This is a genomic window from Comamonas testosteroni ATCC 11996, assembly GCF_000241525.1.
GTDB lineage: Bacteria > Pseudomonadota > Gammaproteobacteria > Burkholderiales > Burkholderiaceae_C > Comamonas > Comamonas testosteroni.
In genome coordinates this window covers 370,862-392,008 of record NZ_AHIL01000002.1, presented here as the reverse complement: position 1 = coordinate 392,008, position 21,147 = coordinate 370,862, and the positions used below count along the sequence as shown (strand labels likewise).

Here is a 21,147-nt window from a genome sequence, read left to right as displayed (position 1 = left end):
CCGCCACTTTTGCGCAATGGCTGTTGCGCTCCCTGGCCACGCTGGGCGACTGCAACGGCCATCTTCATGATCTGTAGAAATCATGTGCACAAGCCTTTGCATAAGCCATTAATAAATATTGCGCATCCCAGGATTTTTCTGGTTTTTTTGACAACTCACGACTGGAAGTCATAGGGGATCAGCTCTACAAAACCAGCGGCGTCTGTGGATAAGTCATGCAGAACATGCCCGTTCGGACTCTCGCCCATGGGTTTGCGGCTATTTGCCAAACCGGCCTCAAGGCCAACAATGGCCGGGAATCCAAGGAGTTCCCATGCAGCTTGCAGACCGCCAGACATCCGCAGACCTCAATCGCCACGACGAGCAATGGCTGAGCGCCCACTGGATGCCGTTCACCGGCAATCGCAACTTCAAGGCCAGGCCCCGCATCATCACGGGCGCCCAAGGCGCCTACTACAGCGATGCCGATGGCCGGCGCATTTTCGACGGCCTCTCGGGCCTGTGGTGCTCGGGGCTGGGCCATGGCCGCCGCGAGATCGCCGAGGCCATTGGCCAAGCCGCGCTGCAGCTCGACTACTCTCCCGCCTTCCAGTTCGGCCACCCTGCCTCGTTCGAGCTTGCCAACCGCATCGTGGCGCTGATGCCCCAGGGGCTTGAACATGTGTTCTTCACCGGCTCGGGATCGGAAGCGGCCGACACCTCGCTGAAGATGGCGCGCGCCTACTGGCGCGCCAGGGGCCAGGGCAGCAAGACCCGGCTGATCGGGCGCGAGAAGGGCTATCACGGCGTGAACTTCGGCGGTATCTCGGTAGGCGGCATGGGGGGCAACCGCAAGATGTTCGGCCAAGGGGTCGAAGCCGACCATCTGCCGCACACTCAGCCGCCACCGGGTTCGTTCTTCAAGGGTCAGCCCAAGACCGATGGCCGTGCCCTGGCAGACCGGCTGCTCGATCTGATCGCCCTGCATGACGCCAGCAATATCGCCGCCGTGATCGTGGAGCCCATGTCAGGCTCGGGCGGGGTGGTGATTCCGCCCGCTGGCTATCTGCAGCGTTTGCGCGAAATCTGCACTCAGCACGACATCCTGCTGATCTTCGACGAGGTCATCACGGGCTTTGGCCGCCTCGGCGCGATGACGGCGGCCGAGGCCTTTGGCGTGACGCCGGACATCATGAATATCGCCAAGCAGGTCAGCAACGGCGCCCAGCCGCTGGGAGCCTGCGTGGTCACCCCCACCATCTATGAGCAGTTCATGGCGGCCGGAGGGCCTCAGTACATGCTGGAATTTGCCCACGGCTATACCTATTCGGCCCATCCCGTGGCCTGTGCGGCAGCCATTGCAGCACTGGATCTGCTGGAGCGCGAAGACGGCCCGGGCCGCGTGCGCGCGCTGGCCCCCTTTTTCGAGCAGGCCGTGCACAGCCTCAAAGGCGCCAGGCATGTGCTGGACATCCGCAATATCGGCCTGGCGGCAGGCCTCACGATTGCATCACTGCCTGGCGAGCCCGCCAGGCGCCCTTACGAGATCGCCATGAAATGCTGGGAGGCCGGCTTTTACGTGCGTTATGGCGGCGACACGATTCAGCTGGCACCGCCCTTCATCAGCGAGCAGGCCGAGATCGAGCGGCTGATCAATGCACTGGGCGATGCGCTGCAGGCCACTGACTGAACTATTAAATCAGTAGCATCAATCGCTTACTCAGCTAGCGATTGATATATTTTTATTTAAATTCAGGAAAGCTGTGCCGCCAGAGCTTCGAATTCGGCGACCGGCACTTCTTCCGCACGGCGCTGCAGGTCGAACTCGCCGGCAAAGCCCTTGGCTTCCAGCCACTTGCCCAGGGTGTTGCGCAGGATCTTGCGGCGCTGGCTGAAAGCGACCTGCACCAGCTCTTCCAGCAGCTTGGGATCGAGATCCGCAGGCTGCTCGCGCGGAATCATGCGCACCACGGCACTATCGACCTTGGGAGGCGGATTGAAGCTGCCAGGCGGCACGAACAGCACATCCTCCATGGCGTAGCGCCACTGCAGCATCACCGACAGACGGCCATAGGCCGAGGTGCCAGCGTCGGCCACCATGCGGTCGATGACTTCCTTTTGCAGCATGAAATGCTGGTCCTGCACCACATCCACCTGCTCCAGCAGATGGAAAAGAATGGGGCTGGAGATGTTGTAGGGCAGGTTGCCGACCACGCGCAGCTTGGCCACGCCCAGACGTGCGGCCAGCGCGCGGAAGTCCACCTTGAGCACATCGGACTCGACCACGTCGAGATCGTCGCGCAGACGCAGACGGGCCGCCAGGTCGCGGTCCAGCTCGATCACGGTGAGCTTGCCCAGGCGCTCGACCAGGGGCTGCGACAGCGCCATCAGACCAGGGCCGATCTCGACCATGGGTTCGCCCGCCTTGGGATCGATGGCCTGGACGATGTTGTCGATGATGGCGCCGTCGGTCAGAAAGTTCTGGCCAAAGCGCTTGCGGGGAATATGTTTCATGAATGCGAAAGCGGTGCCTGGGCACCGCTTGGAATGGGGGGAGCTCCGATGCCCGGTGCGCAATGATGACATTACCGGGCACTTCAAGCGGATTGAATGGGCTTATTGAGGTGGCTCGCGGTATTCCACAAAGGCCTTGCCGCGCAGTTCCTTGAGCCAGGTTTCGTAGTCCTGCTCGGCCTTGCGCTCGCGCACCACGTTGCGCACCATTTCGCGCTGCTCGCGCTCGGTGAGCTTTTCCTGGCGGCGCTCGATCAGCTGGATCAGGTGCACGCCGAAACGCGATACCACGGGGTTGCTGATCTGGCCCGGCTGCAGGTTGTCGAGCACGCGTTCGAACTCGGGCACGAACTGGCCGGGCGAGGACCAGCCCAGATCACCGCCATTGCGCGCGCTGCCGTCCTTGGAGAACTCCTGGGCCAGTTGCTGGAAGGTGGCCTGACCGGATTCAACACGACGCTTGTAGTCCTCCAGACGCTTGGCAGCCTGGGCTTCGGTCATGCCATTGCCTACGGTCAGCAGAATATGGCGTGCGTGGTTCTGCGTGATGTATACAGGTGCTCCGGCCTGAGATTTCTCCAGCACCTTGAGCACGTGGAAACCAGCGCCCGAACGAAACGGACCGACGATGGCGCCTACTGCCGCGTTACCCACCTGCTGAGAAAACAGCTCGGGATAATCGCTCATAGGGCGCATACCCATGGCGCCGCCGCCCTGGCCATTGGGCACATCCGAGAACTCACGCACGGCAGCGATGAAGTCGGGGTTCTTGCGCGCCGCTTCTGCAGCCTGCCTGGCCTTGGCTTCGCGCTCCGCCACCACGGCAGGGCTGGCGTTTTCCGGCACGGTGATCAGGATATGGCCCAGATTGGCTGCGGCACCCGCCGCCGCATCGCCGGGGCGCTTTTGCTCCTTGAGATAGCGATCGATGTCGGCTTCCGTGACCTTGACGCGGCCGTCCACATCACGCTCGCGCACGCGCTGCATCAGCATCTGGTTGCGGATCTCCGAACGGAACTGCGCTTCGGAAATCCCTTCGGCCTTCAGGCGCGACACCAGGCCGGCCTTGTCGGTATTGTTCTGACGTGCCACATTGGTCACGGCCTGATCGACCGTCATGTTGTCAATGTTGATGCCCGTGTCCTTGGCTTCCTGCAACTGCACGCGCTCGACAATCAGGCGCTCCAGAACCTGGCGGGCCAGCTCGCTCTGGGAGGGTAGCTGCCCGCCCTGCTCGGTCACGTTCTGCGCCACGCGCTCCATGCGCGCACGCACTTCGTTGTTGGTGATGGGCTCGGAATTGACCACGGCCACGATGTAGTCGGCCGAGCGAACACCCTGTGCGGCTGCCGGAGCCTGACGCCCCGAGGGCTGGGCCGTAGCCTCCAATGCGCGCGAGATGGAGGGGTCATTGACAGCCTTGGCCTTGCTGCCGGGGCTCTTCAGGCCCTGGGCCTGCACACCGGCAGCCATTACAGCCAGTGCCACGGCAACAGCACATGCATTGGATGTCTTGGAGAAAAAACGCATGAAAAAAGCCTTGATTAATCGTAATTGGTAAAGCGGCTGGGCGGAGTCACCGCCTCACGCAAATATTGGTAGCGCGGCACATTCTGCTTGAGACTGGAGGTGGGGTCGGCACCAAAGCTCAGGCGCGAGAAGCCCACGAACTCCATCTGGAACAGCAGACGCAGATTGGACTGGACGACCGAACTTTGCAGGCGCTCCAGCACCACACGGCCAATCCAGCAGCAACCGTCGTACTCCAGGCCGACCACGGTATCCACCAGCTTGTTGTCCTTGATGGAGTAGTTGAGGCGGCCCACGGCGTACCAGCGGCCGCCGCCCTGACCGCGACCGGCGCCAAGATCCTTGCCCTTGTCACCCCAGAGGTCGTTGATGGGCCATTGCCAGCCCACATCCACCAGCTCGCTGGAGGGTTTCTTGGTGACCGTATCCAGCTGCGTGCGATAGCCGATGTTGAAGGTGCGATAGTTGCCCGGGCTGTAACGCGCCGTGGCCGTGGTACGCACCGTGCGGTTCAAGTCCTTGTTGTACTGGGTCGTGCCTTCCAGCGACCACTTGTCGGTCCAGTTGAAGGCTGCACCCAGCAGGATATCGGACAACTTGCTGGTAGCAGCCACCTCACCGGGCAGCAGCACGCGCTGATCTGACAGGCGAACGCGCTGGGCCACGGCGAACTTGAGCTTCTCGGCGCCGCTCTCAGGGTCGATGAAACGCGAGGTTGCGCCCAGCGTCATCAGGTGGTTGTCGGCAATGCGGTCCTGACCGATATAGTCATTCTCGGAAAAAATGCTCGCGAAGTTGAAATCGCTGCGACCCGTATCGTAGAGCGGCAGCATGCTCTGGTCGCGATAGGGCGTATAGGTGTAGAAGGCGCGGGGTTCGAAGGTCTGCAGCAGATTCTTGCCGAACCAGGAGGTGTCGCGCTCGAAGATCAGGCCGCTGTCCAGGCTGAAGGTGGGCAAGGTCCGGTTGGCGCTCTTGCTGCCGTTGCTCATCAGCTGATCGGTCTGATACATGGAGGTATGCAGCATCAGCTTGGGCGTGATGAAGGCGCCGGGAGACAGGAATGGCCGGCTCAGCTGCGCCTGCACATAGCTGCGCTGGCCGTTGTTGCCGACCTGCCCCGTGATGGGGCGTATCAGCTCGAAACGCGTGGTGTCTGCCACCACGGAGAAATCCAGCCCATGGGGCAGGTCCAGCGGCGTATAGCGGTACAGCAGTTGCGGCATCATGCTGTAGGGCGGCGCAATCGGCGAAGTCACATCCTGCTGCACCTGATAGCGCAGCACATTCAGGCTCAGCACCCCATCGCCCTTGGCCCAGCTCAGATTGGCCGTGCTGGGCAGCAGACGCTGACGCAGCGCCATAGGAGCCAGACGGAAGTCGCGCCAGTAATCACCGTCGCTGACGCGGTTCAGATTGAGGCTCAGCCCCAGGCCGCCGACCGGTGTATCAATGGTCGTGCGATGCTGCCAGGAATAGCCCCAGCGATCACGGTTGCGCAGATTGTCGCCCGGCATGTAGCTGGCATAGGTCTCGCCCGAATAGCTGGGCTCCAGATAGCGAAACTGCCCCGTCAGGTTCACGCCGCGCTTGGTCATCAGAGTGGGCGTGATGGTCATATCGCGATTGGGAGCGATATTCCAGTAATAGGGCTGCGAATACTCGATGCCGCCGAGCTTGTCCATGCCGATCATGGGCGGCAGCAGGCCCGATTTGCGCTTGTCCGAGAGCGGAAAGCTCATGCGCGGCACGGGAAGAACGGTCACGCCCTTGAACTGCAGTCTGGCGCCTTCGGCCACGCCCACGTCTTCGTCCATATCCAGGTGAATGGTCTTGGCCTTGAGCACCCAGCTCGGCTCCCAGCTGGCCTCGTCATCACGCTGGCAGGTGGTGTAGGTGGCGTCATGGACGACCGAACGATCCTTGTCGATAAAGTCCACGCGCGAGGACTCGCCATGGCCGCCCGTGGCCAGAAAGCGATAGTTGGCATTGTCGAACTGGCCCTTGAAGGCATCCATCTGCAGGTCCAGCGCTGTTCCCTCATAGACATTGCCGGCCTGGTTGATGTGGACCGCGCCCACGGCGTTGATCCTGTCGTCCGGCACCGCATAGTCGAGCTTGTCCGCTCGGATCATGGTGTCACCGCGGCGCAGCTCGGCCTCGCCATGGACCGAGGCCTTGAGATCGGGCTGGCCGGACAGGCTATCACCCTTGATATAGGTGGGCTGCTGGTCGCGCACTTCCTGAGGATAGCTCTCCTGCAACAGGCTGCTGGACTTGAGTTGCAGCGCGGGCAACTCGCCCGCAACGTTGGCGGAGGACGATGCTGTCGTTTCAGTCGACTGGGCATAGGCCTGCATGCCAGCACCCGCCCATGCCAGTGCCACAGCCCATGCCAGAGGACGAATCACCGGCCGAGCAGCCCCCGCACGCGTCGAACGGGCAGGGCAGGCAGGTAGGAAATCTCGCGGATGGGATGGGGATTGCACGATGATCTTGAACGTCAAAAGCGCGCGTGCCCAGGCACACGTCAACAGAAAACCGAGAGCCTAGCACCACTGTCCACAGATGCGGCGGCATCGGTTTGTAAAATCCGATTATCCATGACCGCTCCTATCACCCCCACAGTTGGCGTTGCCTGGGCAGATTCTGCCCGCCACGCCGCATTCGACGCCTGGCTGGCACCGCTGGCTCAAAAGCACCAGCTGCTTCCCGCAACCCTGCGCCCCGCTTCGGCCGATGCGAGCTTTCGCCGCTATCTGCGTCTGGATCGCAGCGATGGCAGCAGCCTGATCGTCATGGACGCGCCGCCCGACAAGGAAGACTGCGCGCCTTTTGCCAAGGTTCAGGGCCTGATGAACCAGGCCGGCCTGTGCGTGCCGCAGATTCTGGACTGGGATGCCGGCCACGGCTTCATGCTGCTGAGCGACCTGGGAGGTCAGACCGTCATCGAGGCTCTGAACCCCGAAAAGCCCCAGGATGCCGAAGCCTGGTACCGCTCCGCCATCGAGGTCCTGCTGGACTGGCAACTGGCCTCCAAGGCCGGCAATACTGGCAGCTTGCCTCTCTATGACGAAGCGCTGCTGCGCCGCGAGCTGCAGCTGTTTCCCGACTGGTACATCGCCAAGCACCGTCAGTTCACGCTGGACGACAAGCAGCAGGCCCTGCTCGGCAAGGCCTTCGATCAGATCGTCACCCATAATCTGCAAGCCCCCAGCGTCTATGTGCACCGCGATTTCATGATGCGCAACCTGATGCAGCCTGTGGCAAGCGGCGCGCCGCTGGGCGTGCTGGACTTCCAGGATGCCGTCTACGGCCCCGTCACCTATGACATCGCCAGCCTGCTGCGCGATGCCTTCATCAGCTGGGAAGAGGATTTCATCATCGACATCACCATCCGTTACTGGGAAAAGGCCCGCAAGGCCGGCCTGGTGGGCGCCAACAGCGCCAGCGGCTGGGGTGATGACTTCGGCGAGTTCTACCGTGGGGTCGAATGGATGGGTCTGCAGCGCCACCTCAAGGTTGCGGGTATCTTTGCGCGCCTGACGCTGCGCGACGGCAAGCCCAAGTATCTGGCCGATACGCCTCGTTTCATCCACTACATCCGCTCCACCTGCAACCGCTACCGCGCGCTGGGCCCGTTCCTCAAATTGATCGACGAGATCGAGGGTATCCAGACGCAGGTGGGCTATGCCTACGGAAGAATGTAAATACCCCCTGAGCGGCTTTGCCGCTTCCCCCTCTCTCGCCTTGCTTCGCAATGCGGGAGGGGGACGACGCCCTCGCTGCGGGGCGGTGGGGCCGCCTAGGCCCTTGCTTGGCGTCCCTGAGGTGATTCAGCGCCAGTTTTGCGAGCTACGGACTCTGCGTGGCACCATGAATCACGAACCCTGAATTTTTCCCTATGCCGCGCTATCACTGCCCTATTCCACTGCACATCGGCAATGAGCTGGACCTGCCTGCAGGTGCTGCCCGCCATGTGCAGGTGCTGCGCCACCAGCCCGGCGATGTCATCACCCTGTTTGAGGGCCAGACCGGCAACGGTTTTACCGGTGGCGAGTTTCAAGCCACTATCACCCATATGGGCCGCAGCGATGTCGGCGTGCGCGTGGACAGCCACAGTCCGGTCGAGCGTGAAGCCGCCCGTGCCATTCACCTCGTCGTGGGCATGCCCGCCAACGAGCGCATGGACTGGCTGGTGGAAAAAGCCACCGAGCTGGGCGTTGCCAGCATTCAGCCCGTGATGGCGGCTCGCAGCGTACTCAAGCTCAAGGGCGATCGCGCCGACAAGAAGATCGAGCGCTGGCAATCGATTGCCGTCTCGGCCTGCGAGCAATGCGGGCGCAACCAGGTGCCCGTGATTCATGCCCCACTGTCGCTGGCCGACTGGCTGCGCAGCAAGCAAGCGCCTGCGGCCGACGCAGCGCGTCTGGTGCTGTCGCTGCGCGAGGGCAATCAGCCGCTGCGCGCCGCCGCCGGCGATGCCCAGGCAGTCTGGGTGTTGCATGGCCCCGAAGGGGGCCTGACCGCCCAGGAAGAAGACTGGGCCCTGGAGCAGGGCTGGAAACCTGCCAGCCTCGGCTCCCGCGTGCTGCGCGCCGAAACGGCATCTGTTGCCACCCTGTCCCTGCTGGCCCTGGAGTAAATCAATGAGCAGCTGTCACCTCTCTCTGGCCAAGCCCGAGTTTTATCTGCAGAACTTTCGCGTGGAGGCTCCCGAGTCTCTGCCCGAGGCCGTACTGACCCCGCGGCGCATGGGTCTCATCATCGTCAATGCAGCCGCAGAATCCTCCGCAGCACTGCACGGCCGAACGTTTACAGCTCCCGAAGAAGGAGCGCCTGCACTGCCGGTGGAACGTGTGCTGGTGCCCGCCAGCTTCGGCCTGGTGCCGCACTGGGTCAAATCCGCGTCTGACGGCCGCCTGCGCGCACTCAAGCTGGTGAATGCGAAGATAGACAATCTGACCACGGGAACGGCGTTTCGCGATGCCTGGCTGGCTGGCCAGCGCTGCATCGTGCCCATGCAGGCCTTTCAGGTCGACGACCTGCGCCCCGGCAAGCCCCTGCCCACCCGCATCACCCGTGTGGACAACCAGCCCATGGGCGCCGCCGGTGTCTGGGCACGCTGGGTGGGCGAGGACGGCGAGGTCATCGTCAGCTACGCCCTCATCACCATCAATGCCAATGCCCATGCGCTGATGAACCGCTACGGCCAGCCCGGCAACGACAAGGCCATGCCAGCCATCCTCAACGAAGGCGCATACGACGCCTGGCTCAATGCCAAGGTGAACAAGGCCAAGGAGTTTCTGCGCCCCTACCCTGCGGAAAAGCTGCGCGCCAACCCCGTGGAAAAAGGCCGCAAGCAGCCGCCGCCCCTGCTGTGATCTTCAAGCCGTGGGAAAGCGCTGGTCCAGCCACTGCTCGAGCCGCGCAAATACCGGCGCGGCAAGTTCAGGGCTCTCGTTGAAGATCTCGTGATAGGCCGTCTCAAAGCACTGGGACTGCACCAGATCGCGTGGTGCCTGGGCGGCAAAGGCGGCGCTGCCGGCCGGGTTGACCAGCTTGTCCTCGCCCGCCCACAGCAGCAGCGTGGGCACGCACCAGGCCGGCGCCTTGGACAGCACATGGCGACCTCCCTCGGCCATATAGCGCGCCAGCCGGGCGCTGATGCGCCGGTGCTGCAGCGCATCGGCGTCATAGGCGAGCGCCACTTCGGGATCATGCGAGAGATGGGCGGACTGCACGCCATTGGCCACGCGCAGATTGGGCAGCAGTCTGGGCAGGCTCGCCACCAGCGCCTTTTGCACCGCCGAAAGATGCAGGGCCAGCGCCGGCGAGGACAGCACCAACCCGTCCACATGACGCAGGCCCGAAGCGACAAAATCTGCTGCCACCAGTCCACCCAGGCTGTGCCCCAGCAGCACCAGGGGCTGATGCTTGGGCATGGCGGCACGCGTGGCGTCCAGCACCACCGCCAGATCGTCGAGCAAGCGCATATCGCTGGTCAGGCCGCCCTGCGGCCCGCCCGACAGGCCGTGGCCGTACTGGTCATAGGCCCGCACCGCAAAGCCGAGGTTGTTGAGCCGCTGCGCCAGCGCGGCATAGCGGCCGCTGTGCTCGCCCAGGCCATGCACCAGCAGCACCTGGGCTCGGGGCTTGACGCCCGGCGCCAGCGGCCAGTCGCGCAGCGCAAGCTGGGTGGCGTCCGATGCGGCCATATGCAGCAGCCGGGACAGATGAGTACTGGAGTCGGTGGGCGTCATGCACGATCTCTTCAGGCTGGCAAGAGTTTGCAGGATGCAGCCGCCGCCAGCGCGCGTCAACAGTGGCTGCCCCCTGTCCGACCACGGAAACCGGCCATGCCGCTATCAAATAAGATAGCGCCAGACGCTTTGGATACAAGCGCCAGCGGCTGTCTTCTCGATGCTTCCGTCAGGCCTGCGCCACCTCGGTCTGATGGCGGGCCATGGCGGCAATCACCTCGGCCACCGAAGCCGTGAGCTTCTTGGCATAGGGCACATGGAGGAACTCGTTGGGGCCGTGGGCATTGCTCTTGGGGCCCAGCACGCCGCAGACCATCATCTGCGCCTTGGGGAAGCCCTTGCTCAGCATATTCATCAGCGGAATCGTGCCGCCCTGCCCGATATAGCCACAGCTGGCGCCGAAGTGGGCCCGGCTGGCGGCATTGAGCGCATTCTCGAACCAGCCGTCCATGCCCGGCGCATTCCAGCCACTGGAGCTGGACAGGCCTTCCCAGGTCACCCGGGCCTCATAGGGCGCGTTGTCCTCCAGCAGGGCCTTCATCTCCTGCACGCAGGCTGCGGCATCGGCCAGCGGCGGCAGGCGCAGGCTGAGCTTGAAGGCCGTGTAGGGGCGCAGCACATTGCCGGCATTTTGCAGATTGGGCATGCCCTCCACACCGGTCACGCTCAGCGTGGGCTCCCAGGTGCGGCGCACCAGAGCCTGGACGGGATCGGTGGTCGTGGGCAGGGACACACGGGCCGAGCCGCCACAGTCGTAATGCGCCCAGGGAAAGCGCGCATAGGCGTCCTCGCCCAGGATCTCCGCCGTGGCGCGGATCTGCGCCATGCGCTCGGCCGGCACCTCGCAGTGAAAGCTCTGCGGCAGCACGCGGCCGTTCTTGCTGTCCTCGAGACGATCCAGCACCTGCCGCATGATGCGAAAGGACGAGGGCACCACGCCCGAGGCATCGCCCGAGTGCACTCCCTCGGTGAGGATCTGCACCTTGAGCGTGCCGCTGGCCATGCCGCGCAGGCTGGTGGTCAGCCACAGCTGGTCGTAGTTGCCGGCGCCGCTGTCCAGACAGATCACCAGGCCCACATCGCCCAGGCGCGGGCGCAAGGCATCCACATAGGGCAGCAGATCGGCCGAGCCGCTTTCCTCGCAGGTCTCGATGATGGCCACGATGCGCGGATGGGGCACGTTCTGGCGCTTGAGCTCCTGAATCGCCGCCACGCTGGCATAGACCGCATAGCCGTCGTCGGCTCCGCCACGGCCATAGAGCTTGCCGTCCTCGTATTTGGGCGTCCAGGGACCCAGGTCGCTGCGCCAGCCTTCGAACTCGGGCTGCTTGTCGAGGTGGCCGTACATCAGCACCGTGGGGCTGGTCGAGGCCTTCTCGGCCGTACCTTCCACCTCGAAGAAGATGACCGGCGTGCGACCCGGCTGCTGAATCACTTCCAGCTTCAGCCCGGCCACTTTTTGCGCCTCCACCCAGGCCGCAGCGTTGCGCAATACGGTGGCGATATGGCCTTGCTGCTCCCAGTCCGGGGCAAACATGGGCGACTTGGCAGGGATGGTGATGTAGTTCGTCAGCTCGGGGACGATGCTCTGGTCCCACTGCTCGGTGATGTGCTGCAGCGCATCCTGTGGCTGCAGCAGATTGGTGGGAGTACGTGCGTTCATGGGCGGCTCCTTCAGTAACGGGGCTACGAGCCATGACGGGCTCGCGCCATGCCCGTGATTGTGCGCCAATGCCGGTGCCTGCGCCGCAGGCATTGACATGGCGGATCAGGGTTTAGTGCAATGCCAGTGCCTCGCGCTCCAACTGAAAGCGGGAAACCTCTGTCAGCAGGCTTTCGGCCTGTTGGCGCAGCCCCTCGGCAGCGGCTGCGCTTTCCTCCACCAGGGCAGCGTTTTGCTGCGTGGCCTGGTCCATCTGCATGACAGCCTCGCCGACCTGGGCCACACCTGCGCTCTGCTCGTTACTCGCTGCGCTGATCTCGCCCATGATGTCCGTCACGCGGTGAATGGCAGCGACGATCTCGCCCATGGTGTGACCTGCCTGGTCGGCCAGCGCACTGCCGTCTGCCACGCGTTCCACGCTGGCAGTGATCAACGTCTTGATTTCCTTGGCCGCATCGGCGCTGCGCCCCGCCAGGACGCGCACCTCGCTGGCCACCACGGCAAAGCCTCGGCCCTGTTCACCGGCGCGTGCAGCCTCCACGGCCGCATTCAGTGCCAGGATATTGGTCTGGAAGGCGATGGCGTCTATGACGCCGATGATGTCGGCAATGCGTGAGCTGCTGGTGTTGATGTCCTGCATGGTCTGTACCACGCGCGCCACCACGGCACCGCCTTGCTGGGCCACCTGAGAGGCGTTTTGCGCCAACTGATTGGCCGTCTGGGCACTGTCGGCGTTCTGGCGCACGGTGGCGTTGAGCTGCTCCATGCTGGCCGCCGTTTCCTCCAGCGCGCTGGCCTGGCTTTCGGTACGCGCAGACAGGTCGGCATTGCCCTGGGCAATCTCGCTGGAGGCATGTTGCATCTGCACCGATGCGCCGTGCACGCGCTGGACCAGTTCGCGCAGCGCGCCGCGCATGGTTTGCAGATCGGCCATCAGGCCCCGTGCCATGCCCCCCGAACTCCCATCGGTCAGGTCGCCATCGGCCACACGGCGCAACGCCTTGCGCGCATCGGCCGGGTCTCCGCCAAGCTCGCTGCGCAGCGTGCGCACCATCACCCAGAGCAGCACGGCCGAGATGGCCACGGCCAGCAGGGCCAGCAGACCCGACCACAGCTGCATGCGCTGGGCGCTGGCACGCGTGGCCGCATGCGATGCTTCGGCCGCATCACGGGCCGCCTTGAGCTGTTGCAGCACGGCTTCGCGCAGCTTGCGCCAAGCCGGAGTTTCCCGGGTCTTGAGCGCGGCAGCGGCGGTGTCATAGTCCTCGGCCGCCAGAGTCACGATCTGGTCCTGCGCTTCGGACTGGGCCTGACGCAAGGCCTGCAAGCTCTTGACGGCGACTTCCATGGCCGTGCCCTGCACGCGCCGGCTCAGATCGTCATAGGCGGCGTCATAGGCCCGACGGGCGTTGCCAAGATTCTGCACGGCCTGCCCGTCCGACGGATCCATCACGATATTGCGCAGTGCCTGGCCCGATTGCAGACCCTGGGCATACAGCTCCTGCAACTGCGCCACCACGGCCTGGTTGTTCCTCAGGTAGTCGTTGAAATCGGACTGCGTGCGGGTCAGTCCCCACTGGCTGCTAAGCAGCGCCAAAACAAACAAGGCTGCAGGTGCAGCCGAGCAAAAAATGAGACGGGAACTAAAACGCATGGCAAGGCGCGCACCTGCCGAGGCTTCGGCGCATTGATTCAGATCAAAAAGAAATAAGCAGTTGATTATGAATCAAATGCTTACATTTTTGCATTGCGGCGGCAGCAGCACCGCCGCTTTGCCGCAGGAGTGCAACCTTCTCAAATTTAAGAGCTACCAGCTCTTGTCAGACAATAAATTCGATGTGAATCAATACCCAATTCATTGCCAATGAAACGCCATTAGCTACTGTTTCAAGAGCAGCAATCAGGCATGCTCGAAGTGGAACACCGCCGTTGTTGCCAACAGATTGGGCAAGCTTCTCACCACCTGACCGTTTTGCAGACCGAAAGAGTCGCGAATGCGCAAGCGGTTCTTGGTGGCCAGCACCTCGAAGTCCTTGTAGGTGCCCACCCGGATATTGGGCGTGTCATACCACTGGTAAGGCAGGCGACGCGTGACCGGCATGCGCCCGCGCAGCACGGAGAAGCGATTTTGCCAATGTGCAAAGTTGGGAAAGGCAACCACGCCTTGCTTGCCGATACGGGCCGTCTCCTGCAGCATCACCTCGGCATTGCGCAAGTGCTGCAACGTGTCGATCTGCAGCACCACATCGAAGCTGTTGTCGCCGAAGATGGCCAGGCCATCCTCCAGGTTGAGTTGCAGCACGTTCACGCCGCGGCGCGTGCAGGCCAGCACATTGGCGTCGTCCAGCTCTACGCCATAGCCCGTACATCCGCGCTCGCGCACCAGATGCTCGAGCAGCGCGCCGTCGCCGCAACCCAGGTCCAGCACGCGTGCGCCCTCGGGCACCAGCTGGGCAATGGCTTTCATGGTGGTCAACTCGGTCATGCGGTGTCTCCTGCGCGCTCGGTGGTGTTCAGTTCTCTGGCAATGCCTTCAAAATAGGAGCGCATCACGCCCATATAGCGTGGGTCATCAAGCAAAAACGCATCATGACCATGGGGGGCGTCGATCTCGGCATAGCTGACGTCGCGGTTGTTCTCCAGCAGTGACTTGACGATCTCTCGGCTGCGCGCCGGGGCAAAGCGCCAGTCCGTCGTGAAGCTCACCAGCAGAAACCGGGCCTTGGCCACGGCCAGCGCCCGGGTCAGATCGCCATCATGGGAGCGGGCCGGATCGAAATAGTCCAGGGCGCGGGTGATGAGCAGATAGGTGTTGGCGTCAAAGTAGCCGCTGAACTTCTCGCCCTGGTAGCGCAGATAGCTCTCGATCTGGAACTCCACGTCCTGGGTGCTGTACAGGTAATCGCGCCGATCCGGCGCCGGGCCGCCCCGAGTCGGGTCAGCCCCCTCAGCGAGGAGCGCGGGGGCCCTGAGACTGCGGCCGAACTTCTGGTTCATCACGTCATCGCTCAGATAGGTGATGTGACCGATCATGCGCGCGATGCGCAGGCCGCGCGCGGGCACCACGCCATGCTCGTAGAAATGGCCGCCGTTGAAATCCGGGTCGGTGACGATGGCGCGACGCGCCACCTCGTTGAAGGCAATGTTCTCGGCGTTCAGATTCGGCGCGCTGGCCACCACCACGGCATGGCGCATGCGCTCGGGATAGCGCAGCGACCAGGACAGGGCCTGCATGCCGCCCAGACTGCCGCCCAGCACGGCGGCGAGCCTCCCGATGCCCAGGCGGTCCAGCAGACGCGCCTGCGCATCCACCCAGTCCTCCACCGTCACCACGGGGAAGTCCGCACCATAGGGCTTGCCCGTGGCCGAGTTGGTGTGCATGGGGCCGGTAGAGCCGAAGCAGGAGCCCAGATTGTTGATGCCGATGACAAAGAATTTGTCGGTATCGACGGGCTTGCCCGGGCCGATCATGTTGTCCCACCAGCCTTCGCTCTTGGGCTGGCCCTCGTAGCGGCCTGCTACATGGTGGGAGGCATTGAGCGCATGACAGACCACGATGGCATTGCTCTTGTCGGCATTGAGCTGGCCATAGGTCTCGAAGGCAAGGTCGTAATCGGCGATGGAGCCACCACTTTGCAAGGGCAGCGGCTCATCAAAATGCATGAACTGAGGCGTCGCGATGAAGGACATATGAAAAAACCCGGCATCGCTAAAAACGAGGCCGGGTCGGTGTACTGTCACTTCGCGGACGGGTCTTTAGCTGGATTTATAAAGCGCCCGCAAGCTTTGGCAAATCGGCGCGTGAAAGTGCAGTGTACTGCATTCATTGCACCGAACTCAAAAGGAGCCTGTCAAAGCTGTCCAAGCCTTTTGAACCTTGTACGAATAGCTATGCTTTTGGTAGTTTCACACTTTGGTCAGGAGCGCCGCCACACCCAGCACCAGGAAGATCACGGCGCACACACGATGAATCGTCTTGATCGGCAGCTTCTTGGTGATCTTCTCGCCAAACCACACCACCGGCGCATTGGCCAGCATCATGCCCAGCGTGGTGCCAGCCACCACCCAGTAATACGACAGAGGGTACTTGGCGGCCAGGCCCACCGTGGCCAGTTGGGTCTTGTCCCCCATCTCGGCCAGGAAGAACAGCATCAGCGTCGTACCGAAGACACCCCAACGCCCGGCGCCATTGCCGGTATCGTCATCGTCTAACTTGTCGGGAATCAGCATCCAGCCCGCCATGAGGATGAATGAAATCCCCAAGATCCAGCGCAGCACGTCGGGACCTAGCATCGTGGTGATCCAGTTGCCCACGGCGCCGGCCAGCGCATGGTTGACCAGTGTCGCGGCAAAAATGCCGGCCACGATGGGCAGGGGTTTGCGGAACTTGGCTGCCAGTACCAATGACAGCAGTTGGGTCTTGTCCCCCATCTCGGCCAGGGCGACGATGGAGGTGGATATGAGAAAGGCTTCCATGATGGGGATAGACGGCCGGAGTTGCCAGAACGCATTGATCACGCACCGACTCCGGCCTATCTCTTCATAGGTTTTCTCGGTACGTAATCAATGGTCTCGGCCGGTCGCACTGCGCATTGCACGCTGTGCCGCATGCGCCATAGGTCACGAGGACCCAAGTCTGTTGACGCATGCATCCGGCAGACGGCTGCCGAACGGCCTACTCCCCAAAGAAAGTAGCCGTCATTCTACATGCTTAACCTTGTAAGGCATCTGCGTATTTGGATATTCAAAATTTTGTATTTCAGGGTAACTCCCATCAGGACAATGTTGTTACAAGCACGAAATTTGATCTTTTCGTAATACTACGGCTTCTCTTGTGACTCATAATGCTTGAGTCTTTGTCTGGAAAGCAATTTCTGGATGGGGCAAGTGCGTTAGCGTCTCTAATGTTGTCATCCAAGGCTGACTCCCTAGGGCTCCATCGCGTTTTCAAGTTTTTTCAGGAGTCCAGCATGGGCAACAAGCTTTACGTAGGCAATCTGCCTTATTCCTTCCGCGACCAAGATCTGCAAGACAGCTTCAGCGAATTCGGCACTGTGAACAGCGCCAAGGTGATGATGGAGCGCGACACCGGCCGTTCCAAGGGCTTTGGCTTTGTGGAAATGGGCAGCGATGCCGAAGCACAAGCCGCTATCCAAGGCCTGCACGGCCAAAACCGTGGCGGCCGTGACCTGGTCGTGAACGAAGCACGTCCCATGGAACCCCGTCCTCCCCGTTCCGGCGGCTTTGGCGGCGGTTTCGGCGGCGGCCGTGAAGGCGGTGGCGGTTTCGGCGGTGGCCGTGGTGACGGCGGCTTCGGCGGTGGCCGTGGCGACGGCGGCTACGGCCGTCGCAATAGCTACTAATCAGTTATTGCCAATAACAAAAAAGGATCTTCGGATCCTTTTTTTGTTGCTAAACGTTAGCAATGCGGTTTTCGAGCATTTATTTTTTTCATTGTTCTCCGTCATAATTCCTTTCTCGGGGATTTCCCGTTCACAAGCGAATAAGTGTTCAGGACTTTTTGCATGTTTTCCCATGGATATGCAGTGGACATCCTGAATTCGATCGCGCCATTGAAGCATTGAGGAGCTAGGAGTTATTAATGGGCAATAAGCTGTATGTCGGCAACCTTCCTTATGGTGTGCGTGACAACGATCTTGAGCAGGCGTTCAGCCAGTTTGGAGCCGTAGCAAGTGCACGCGTCATGATGGAACGAGACACCGGCCGCTCCAAAGGCTTTGGTTTTGTGGAAATGGCCAGCGAAGCAGAAGCACAAGCTGCCATTCAAGGCATGAATGGTCAGCCACTCGGGGGACGCAGCCTCGTCGTGAATGAGGCACGCCCCATGGAACCCCGCCCCCCTCGCACCGGCGGTTATGGCGGCGGCTTCCGCAGTGAAGGCGGTTTTGGCGGCGGTAATCGCGATGGCGGTTACGGTGGCCGCAGTGAAGGTGGTGGCTATGGTCGCGGTGATGGCGGCGGCGGCTATGGCGGTGGTGGTCGTGGCGAAGGGGGCTTCCGCAGTCCCTATGGCTCAGGCCCACGCCACGGTGGTCGCGGCGGCTACGGTGGTGGCAATAACCACGGCGAATGAGCTTCTTTTAGCAGCTCAGCAATAAAGGCACGATGGCGTGCCTTTATTTATTTTCGAAGACATTCAAATGCATAGTCATTTTCTCAATGTCTTCCACTCAATCCTTTTTTAGGTGCCTGGGCTTTCTGGTTTTCCCCTGAGTCAATCTATCCCACAGATAAGCGGGCAGCATCCGCATTACGCTGCCGACAATCCTCATCTGCCAGGGAATAATCGCATATCTGGCTTTGCGCTCGATAACCCGAAAAGCACGCTTTGCGAACTCCTCGGACGAGAGCAGAAAAGGCATGGAATACGGATTATTTTTCGTCAACGGAGTGTCCACATAGCCAGGCAATAAACTGGTCACAGAGACTCCGGATCTCTGCAACTCAACGCGCAGACTCTCACAGTAAGCAATGGCTGCCGCTTTACTGGCCGAATATGCAGCATGGCCGGGCAAGCCGCGAATACCGGCCACACTGCAAATACCCACCAGACGCCCGGAGCCGCGTCGCACCATGGGTGCAATAAACGGCTGGAAGCTTGCGGCCAGCCCCATGGTGTTGCTGGCCAGCACCTGCTGCATGACCTCAAGATCCTCGCGCAAGGAGGTATCCACGCCCCAGCTGACACCCGCGTTGGCAATGACAACATCGGGCAGGCCCTGGCGCTCAAGACATGCATTCGCAGCACTGCAAGCACTTGCTATGTTCGTGACGTCCGCAGCATAAACGGCGTAGCGGGATGCATCCATTCGCATGGACTGCGCCCACTGCTCCATGACTGCGGTACGTCTTGCCACCAGGGCGATCGACCAGCCCAGCTGGTAGTAGTGCCAGGCCAGGGCCTGACCTATGCCGCTGGAGGCACCAGTGATGTAGACGAGTCCGGCCCCATGTCCTGCCATGGCTTATGGCTTCTGGCTGGGCTGGATGACGCCCTTGACCCGTCCCTGCATCTGCAGAATCTGATCAAGGTGCGCGTACTGCATGCTGTCACCTGTAAATCTGTCATTGCCACGGGTCATGACCACAGACTTGTTGGTGCTGACGCGCTCGTCATTGGGCCAGATTTGCAGGAATTCGCTCTCCAGCCGCATGACAGGCAAAGCCTTCTGGGTTGCAGTTGCAGGTACCGGCTCGCGCTGAATGACGGCCTGGCCGAACATCTGGATTTCCGAGCCATCGCCATTGCTCAACGCCCGGTTGGAGCTGCCCACGGTCTTGCGTCCATCAGGCGTGAAGCTCAGCATGCGTGCGTCGTAGACTTCCAGCGTATCGGTATCGGGAAAGTGCTCACCAGTCGTGCCATTCAGTCGATTTTTGAGGCGGCCCGATGCTTCGAAATTCTTGATGACGAAGTCTTTGAGGAAATAGTCCGGATCGTGCCGCACGGCCTTCTCCGCGCCACTGACAATCGGCTTGGGAGCATTGCGCACCAGCCACCAGGTGCCCAGTGCCAGCAGGCCCATGATGAGCACGGGGAGGTACATCGAGGCCTTGTCGCCCACACGGCGCCATTGCCCACTCATGAGCCATACCCCGAAAGCAGCGACACATAAGCACCATTGGCGGCCAGGAGCAGATCGCAGAACTGCCGCACAGCCCCCTCTCCGCCATTCTTGGCACTGACCCAGTCCGCCACATGCAATGCCTCGTCATGGGCATTGGCGGGTGCGCAGGAAAAGTGGCTGCGACGCATGACGGGAAGATCGGGCCAGTCGTCCCCCATGGCGGCGGCCTGCGGCCATTGCAGACCCAGTTCAGCCAGGATGGACTCGGCAGCCGGCACTTTATCCTCCGTGCCAAAGCGCGCATGTTCAACGCCCAGTTGCTTCAAGCGCAGACGCAGCGGCGCGGAGTCTCGCCCTGTCACCACGGCCGGCGTGATGCCGGCCTTTTGCAACATTTTCAGGCCATGACCATCCAGCGTATGGAAGCGCTTGAGGACCTCACCCTCGCCCGAGAAGTAAAGGCCGCCATCGGTCAGGACGCCATCGACATCGAAGAAGGCCACACGAATTCCCTGGGCCTTGAGCAACAGCTGTGGGTCCCATTGCTGGCGGGGTGTCAGAGCAGGTCGGTTCATCAAATCACCTTGGCACGCATCAGATCACGAATATGCACCACCCCTTGCAGGCGCTGGTTGTCATCGGCCACCAACACTGCGGTAATGCCATGTTCTTCCATCATGCGTGCCGCAGCAACCGCCAGCAGATCAGGCTTGATGGTCAAAGGCCTGGCATGCATGACCTCCTGCGCCGTGCGGCTGCGCAGATCCACGCCGGCTTGCACACAGCGGCGCAAATCACCATCGGTAAAGATCCCCACCAGCTCACCGGATGCGTTGACCACAGCAGAGCAGCCCAGGCCCTTGGCACTCATTTCACGCATCAGGTCCACGCTGCTCACGTCCTGGACAACCTGGGGCACATCGACACCACGACGCATCACATCGCGCACATGGGTCAGCAGGCGTCGACCCAGAGCTCCTCCGGGATGCGAGCGCGCAAAATCCTCGGCACCAAAGCCTCGGGCATCGAGCAAGGCCACGGCCAGCGCATCTCCCATGGCCAGCTGAGCCGTGGTACTGGCAGTGGGTGCCAGGTTCAAGGGACAAGCTTCCTTGTCGACATGGGTGTCCAGCACCCAGTCTGCATGCTTGGCCAGTGTCGATTGCAGACCGCCGGTCACGGCCACCAGGGGCACGCCCATGCGCTTGATGGCGGGCAACACGCCCGTCAGCTCATCGGTCTCGCCGCTATTGGACAGGGCCAGCACCAGATCGTCCTGCGTCAGCATGCCCAGGTCACCATGACTGGCTTCTGCGGGGTGCACGAAAAAGGAAGGGGTCCCTGTTGACGCGAGCGTCGCTGCCACCTTCCGGCCCACATGCCCGCTTTTGCCCATGCCCATGACCACCACACGGCCCGGCAGCTGCAGAATGCGCTGAACCACCGCCGTGAATGCGCCATTGAGGCGCGCCGACATCGCACGCAAGGCAGCGGCCTCTATATCCAGGGCCTCGCGGGCCAGGTTCAAAGCTCGCGGTGCGTCGATCGGACGCGAATTGGCAGCATCAGAATTCATGCCCGGATTTTAGCCAGCCCATGCTTGCCGGGC

19 protein-coding genes are annotated in these 21,147 nt (G+C 62.0%); 6 read left to right on the top strand and 13 right to left on the bottom strand.

Annotation, left to right across the window (positions count from 1 at the left end):
- Positions 1–313 precede the first annotated feature (313 nt).
- Positions 314–1,669, top strand: coding sequence for an omega-aminotransferase AptA (gene aptA, locus CTATCC11996_RS01695; protein WP_003072307.1), 1,356 nt, complete (start codon positions 314–316; stop codon positions 1,667–1,669).
- Between the two features lie 62 nt (positions 1,670–1,731).
- On the opposite strand, the gene rsmA is transcribed toward aptA, so the two are convergent.
- The 3 genes from rsmA to CTATCC11996_RS01680 form a co-directional block, all read right to left on the bottom strand.
- Positions 1,732–2,493, bottom strand: a complete 762-nt coding sequence (rsmA, locus tag CTATCC11996_RS01690; protein ID WP_003072305.1) for a 16S rRNA (adenine(1518)-N(6)/adenine(1519)-N(6))-dimethyltransferase RsmA — start codon at positions 2,491–2,493, stop codon at positions 1,732–1,734.
- 102 nt (positions 2,494–2,595) lie between these two features.
- Positions 2,596–4,023 carry a peptidylprolyl isomerase gene (locus CTATCC11996_RS01685; protein WP_003072303.1) on the bottom strand — a complete coding sequence of 476 codons (1,428 nt, stop codon included), beginning with the start codon at positions 4,021–4,023 and terminating at the stop codon, positions 2,596–2,598.
- Positions 4,024–4,037: 14 nt separating this feature from the next.
- Positions 4,038–6,383 (bottom strand): LPS-assembly protein LptD, encoded by a 2,346-nt coding sequence (locus CTATCC11996_RS01680; protein ID WP_236597917.1) that lies wholly within the window; start codon positions 6,381–6,383, stop codon positions 4,038–4,040.
- Positions 6,384–6,626: 243 nt separating this feature from the next.
- Here CTATCC11996_RS01680 and CTATCC11996_RS01675 point away from each other — a divergent pair, with 243 nt between their 5' ends.
- The 3 genes from CTATCC11996_RS01675 to CTATCC11996_RS01665 all read left to right on the top strand — a co-directional run bounded on the left by CTATCC11996_RS01675 (position 6,627) and on the right by CTATCC11996_RS01665 (position 9,407).
- A complete protein-coding gene (locus tag CTATCC11996_RS01675) occupies positions 6,627–7,733 on the top strand; it encodes an aminoglycoside phosphotransferase family protein (RefSeq protein ID WP_003072298.1) in 1,107 nt (368 codons plus the stop codon).
- Positions 7,734–7,927: 194 nt separating this feature from the next.
- Positions 7,928–8,668: a 16S rRNA (uracil(1498)-N(3))-methyltransferase gene (locus CTATCC11996_RS01670; protein WP_003072295.1), complete on the top strand. Its 741-nt coding sequence runs from the start codon at positions 7,928–7,930 to the stop codon at positions 8,666–8,668.
- 4 nt (positions 8,669–8,672) lie between these two features.
- Positions 8,673–9,407 carry an SOS response-associated peptidase gene (locus CTATCC11996_RS01665; protein ID WP_003072293.1) on the top strand — a complete coding sequence of 245 codons (735 nt, stop codon included), beginning with the start codon at positions 8,673–8,675 and terminating at the stop codon, positions 9,405–9,407.
- A 3-nt stretch (positions 9,408–9,410) separates the two neighbouring features.
- On the opposite strand, the gene CTATCC11996_RS01660 is transcribed toward CTATCC11996_RS01665, so the two are convergent.
- From CTATCC11996_RS01660 to CTATCC11996_RS01635, 6 genes are all read right to left on the bottom strand, one after another.
- Positions 9,411–10,286 carry an alpha/beta hydrolase gene (locus CTATCC11996_RS01660; protein ID WP_003072291.1) on the bottom strand — a complete coding sequence of 292 codons (876 nt, stop codon included), beginning with the start codon at positions 10,284–10,286 and terminating at the stop codon, positions 9,411–9,413.
- A gap of 169 nt (positions 10,287–10,455) precedes the next feature.
- Positions 10,456–11,949, bottom strand: coding sequence for a M20 family metallopeptidase (locus CTATCC11996_RS01655; RefSeq protein WP_003072289.1), 1,494 nt, complete (start codon positions 11,947–11,949; stop codon positions 10,456–10,458).
- Positions 11,950–12,061: 112 nt separating this feature from the next.
- A complete protein-coding gene (locus CTATCC11996_RS01650) occupies positions 12,062–13,546 on the bottom strand; it encodes a methyl-accepting chemotaxis protein (RefSeq protein WP_003072287.1) in 1,485 nt (494 codons plus the stop codon).
- 303 nt (positions 13,547–13,849) lie between these two features.
- Positions 13,850–14,434 carry a methionine biosynthesis protein MetW gene (metW, locus tag CTATCC11996_RS01645; protein WP_003066861.1) on the bottom strand — a complete coding sequence of 195 codons (585 nt, stop codon included), beginning with the start codon at positions 14,432–14,434 and terminating at the stop codon, positions 13,850–13,852.
- Entirely contained in the window at positions 14,431–15,639 is a 1,209-nt protein-coding gene (gene metX / locus CTATCC11996_RS01640; protein WP_003072283.1) for a homoserine O-succinyltransferase MetX, read from the bottom strand. Before metX ends, metW begins: the two co-directional genes overlap by 4 nt.
- Before the next feature lie 216 nt (positions 15,640–15,855).
- Entirely contained in the window at positions 15,856–16,425 is a 570-nt protein-coding gene (locus CTATCC11996_RS01635) for a TMEM165/GDT1 family protein (RefSeq protein WP_003072281.1), read from the bottom strand.
- Between the two features lie 494 nt (positions 16,426–16,919).
- Here CTATCC11996_RS01635 and CTATCC11996_RS01630 point away from each other — a divergent pair, with 494 nt between their 5' ends.
- The gene (locus tag CTATCC11996_RS01630; RefSeq protein WP_003072279.1) at positions 16,920–17,312 is read left to right on the top strand and encodes an RNA recognition motif domain-containing protein; all 393 of its coding nucleotides are present in this window, start codon (positions 16,920–16,922) and stop codon (positions 17,310–17,312) included.
- A 239-nt stretch (positions 17,313–17,551) separates the two neighbouring features.
- Entirely contained in the window at positions 17,552–18,043 is a 492-nt protein-coding gene (locus CTATCC11996_RS01625; protein ID WP_003072277.1) for an RNA recognition motif domain-containing protein, read from the top strand.
- A 97-nt stretch (positions 18,044–18,140) separates the two neighbouring features.
- On the opposite strand, the gene CTATCC11996_RS01620 is transcribed toward CTATCC11996_RS01625, so the two are convergent.
- From CTATCC11996_RS01620 to CTATCC11996_RS01605, 4 genes are read right to left on the bottom strand one after another with little or no spacing between them, the layout of a single operon-like run.
- Positions 18,141–18,932 carry an SDR family oxidoreductase gene (locus CTATCC11996_RS01620; RefSeq protein WP_003072276.1) on the bottom strand — a complete coding sequence of 264 codons (792 nt, stop codon included), beginning with the start codon at positions 18,930–18,932 and terminating at the stop codon, positions 18,141–18,143.
- Between the two features lie 3 nt (positions 18,933–18,935).
- Entirely contained in the window at positions 18,936–19,556 is a 621-nt protein-coding gene (gene lptC, locus CTATCC11996_RS01615) for an LPS export ABC transporter periplasmic protein LptC (RefSeq protein ID WP_003072275.1), read from the bottom strand.
- Positions 19,553–20,113 (bottom strand): KdsC family phosphatase, encoded by a 561-nt coding sequence (locus tag CTATCC11996_RS01610; RefSeq protein ID WP_003072273.1) that lies wholly within the window; start codon positions 20,111–20,113, stop codon positions 19,553–19,555. The genes lptC and CTATCC11996_RS01610 overlap by 4 nt, the downstream gene beginning before the upstream one ends.
- The gene (locus CTATCC11996_RS01605; RefSeq protein ID WP_003072271.1) at positions 20,113–21,114 is read right to left on the bottom strand and encodes a KpsF/GutQ family sugar-phosphate isomerase; all 1,002 of its coding nucleotides are present in this window, start codon (positions 21,112–21,114) and stop codon (positions 20,113–20,115) included. Before CTATCC11996_RS01605 ends, CTATCC11996_RS01610 begins: the two co-directional genes overlap by 1 nt.
- Positions 21,115–21,147: the final 33 nt, after the last annotated feature.

Bases quoted from the DNA above. Each gene is read 5' to 3' on its own strand.
- CTATCC11996_RS01665 (WP_003072293.1), top strand. From the start codon at position 8,673: ATGAGCAGCTGTCACCTCTCTCTGGCCAAGCCCGAGTTTTATCTGCAG.
- aptA (WP_003072307.1), top strand. From the start codon at position 314: ATGCAGCTTGCAGACCGCCAGACATCCGCAGACCTCAATCGCCACGAC.
- CTATCC11996_RS01685 (WP_003072303.1), bottom strand. From the start codon at position 4,023: ATGCGTTTTTTCTCCAAGACATCCAATGCATGTGCTGTTGCCGTGGCA.
- lptC (WP_003072275.1), bottom strand. From the start codon at position 19,556: ATGAGTGGGCAATGGCGCCGTGTGGGCGACAAGGCCTCGATGTACCTC.
- CTATCC11996_RS01635 (WP_003072281.1), bottom strand. From the start codon at position 16,425: ATGGAAGCCTTTCTCATATCCACCTCCATCGTCGCCCTGGCCGAGATG.
- CTATCC11996_RS01625 (WP_003072277.1), top strand. From the start codon at position 17,552: ATGGGCAATAAGCTGTATGTCGGCAACCTTCCTTATGGTGTGCGTGAC.
- CTATCC11996_RS01620 (WP_003072276.1), bottom strand. From the start codon at position 18,932: ATGGCAGGACATGGGGCCGGACTCGTCTACATCACTGGTGCCTCCAGC.
- metW (WP_003066861.1), bottom strand. From the start codon at position 14,434: ATGACCGAGTTGACCACCATGAAAGCCATTGCCCAGCTGGTGCCCGAG.
- CTATCC11996_RS01605 (WP_003072271.1), bottom strand. From the start codon at position 21,114: ATGAATTCTGATGCTGCCAATTCGCGTCCGATCGACGCACCGCGAGCT.
- CTATCC11996_RS01670 (WP_003072295.1), top strand. From the start codon at position 7,928: ATGCCGCGCTATCACTGCCCTATTCCACTGCACATCGGCAATGAGCTG.
- CTATCC11996_RS01675 (WP_003072298.1), top strand. From the start codon at position 6,627: ATGACCGCTCCTATCACCCCCACAGTTGGCGTTGCCTGGGCAGATTCT.
- rsmA (WP_003072305.1), bottom strand. From the start codon at position 2,493: ATGAAACATATTCCCCGCAAGCGCTTTGGCCAGAACTTTCTGACCGAC.
- CTATCC11996_RS01660 (WP_003072291.1), bottom strand. From the start codon at position 10,286: ATGACGCCCACCGACTCCAGTACTCATCTGTCCCGGCTGCTGCATATG.
- CTATCC11996_RS01655 (WP_003072289.1), bottom strand. From the start codon at position 11,949: ATGAACGCACGTACTCCCACCAATCTGCTGCAGCCACAGGATGCGCTG.
- CTATCC11996_RS01680 (WP_236597917.1), bottom strand. From the start codon at position 6,383: ATGCAGGCCTATGCCCAGTCGACTGAAACGACAGCATCGTCCTCCGCC.
- CTATCC11996_RS01630 (WP_003072279.1), top strand. From the start codon at position 16,920: ATGGGCAACAAGCTTTACGTAGGCAATCTGCCTTATTCCTTCCGCGAC.
- metX (WP_003072283.1), bottom strand. From the start codon at position 15,639: ATGTCCTTCATCGCGACGCCTCAGTTCATGCATTTTGATGAGCCGCTG.
- CTATCC11996_RS01610 (WP_003072273.1), bottom strand. From the start codon at position 20,113: ATGAACCGACCTGCTCTGACACCCCGCCAGCAATGGGACCCACAGCTG.